This window comes from Nocardioides sp. J54 (assembly GCF_000519005.1).
Taxonomy (GTDB): domain Bacteria; phylum Actinomycetota; class Actinomycetes; order Propionibacteriales; family Nocardioidaceae; genus Nocardioides.
In genome coordinates this window covers 1-1,091 of record NZ_JAER01000080.1, presented here as the reverse complement: position 1 = coordinate 1,091, position 1,091 = coordinate 1, and the positions used below count along the sequence as shown (strand labels likewise).

Genomic DNA, 1,091 nt, shown 5'->3' with positions numbered 1-1,091 from the left:
GCGACGAGTCGACGGCCACCCCCACCGCTCAGCAAGTGCGCGGGGTCGGTGAGCTCGTCGCGGCGTCGCTCCCATGCCGCCGAGGAGCTGCGCTGTCCACCCTTGAGGGCGTCCCTGTCGTCGCGCCACTTGTCGAAGGCGTCGAGGCCAGCGAGGCTGATCCCGAGGGCCGTCAGCGCGGCGACGTTAGCCGGGATCACGCCGCCCTTGGGGCCGCCCGTTCCGGGCTTGCCGGTTCCGGGTGCGCCGCCGCCGTTGACGACCCAGACGTAGGCGGGGTTGGCGGCCGAGGAGCCCTTGCCACCGAAGAGGCCCGCAGGACCGCCTCCGGCGCCCTTGCGGCCGGGCTTGAGCTTCGACCCCACCCCGAGCCCCACGGCGCCCAGCACGGCGGCGTCACGGGCCCATGCGGGCATGTCGTTGAACGCGCCGACGAGATCCTTGGCGTAGGGCAGGGCGGTCTCGAGGGCGCCCTTGACGGTGTCGAGTGCGCTACCGACCGCGGGCAGGATCTCGTTGGCGAGCGGCTTGGCGCCCTCGGCGAAGTCCTTGACGGCCGGGATGCCGTCCTCGTTGAACCAGTCGGCGAACTTCTGGAAGGCGGGCACGCCTTCCTTGAGCAGGAACTCCGAGGCGTCGGCGACGATGGGGAGGAGGGCGGTGCCGATCTCGGTCTTGGTGTCCTCCAGCGACGCCTTGAGGCGCTGCTGCTTGCCGGAGAGGGTGTCGGCCTCGCGGGCGAAGTTGCCGTGTGCGTCGGCGGTCTGGCGCATGATCAGCGAGAGGGTCGCGGCCTGGTTCGCCTGAGAGGACAGCGAGCCGTCGACCCTCTCGAAGCCGAGCGCGGCGGCCTCGGCGTCGATCTTGGCCTGGCTGAGGCTGACGCCGTAGCGCTCGATCGGGTCGCGCTCGCCCTTGAGGGCCGAGGAGAGTGCTTCCACGGCCTCGGAGGTCGTGCCGCCGAACATCGACGAGAGATCGGCGCCCAGCGTGATGAGCTTGTTGGTCTTGGGCGCGAGCTTGTCCATCGCCGTGCCGCCGTTCTTGAGCTGCGCACCGATGATGGTGCCCAGCTCGTTGAACTCGTTGCG

The 1,091-nt window shown here is 70.7% G+C and carries 1 protein-coding gene; it reads right to left on the bottom strand.

Annotation, left to right across the window (positions count from 1 at the left end; translation table 11 throughout):
• Positions 1-1,091: hypothetical protein (locus tag NOCJ54_RS30125; protein ID WP_036519500.1), on the bottom strand; the 1,091-nt coding region annotated here is incomplete at both ends.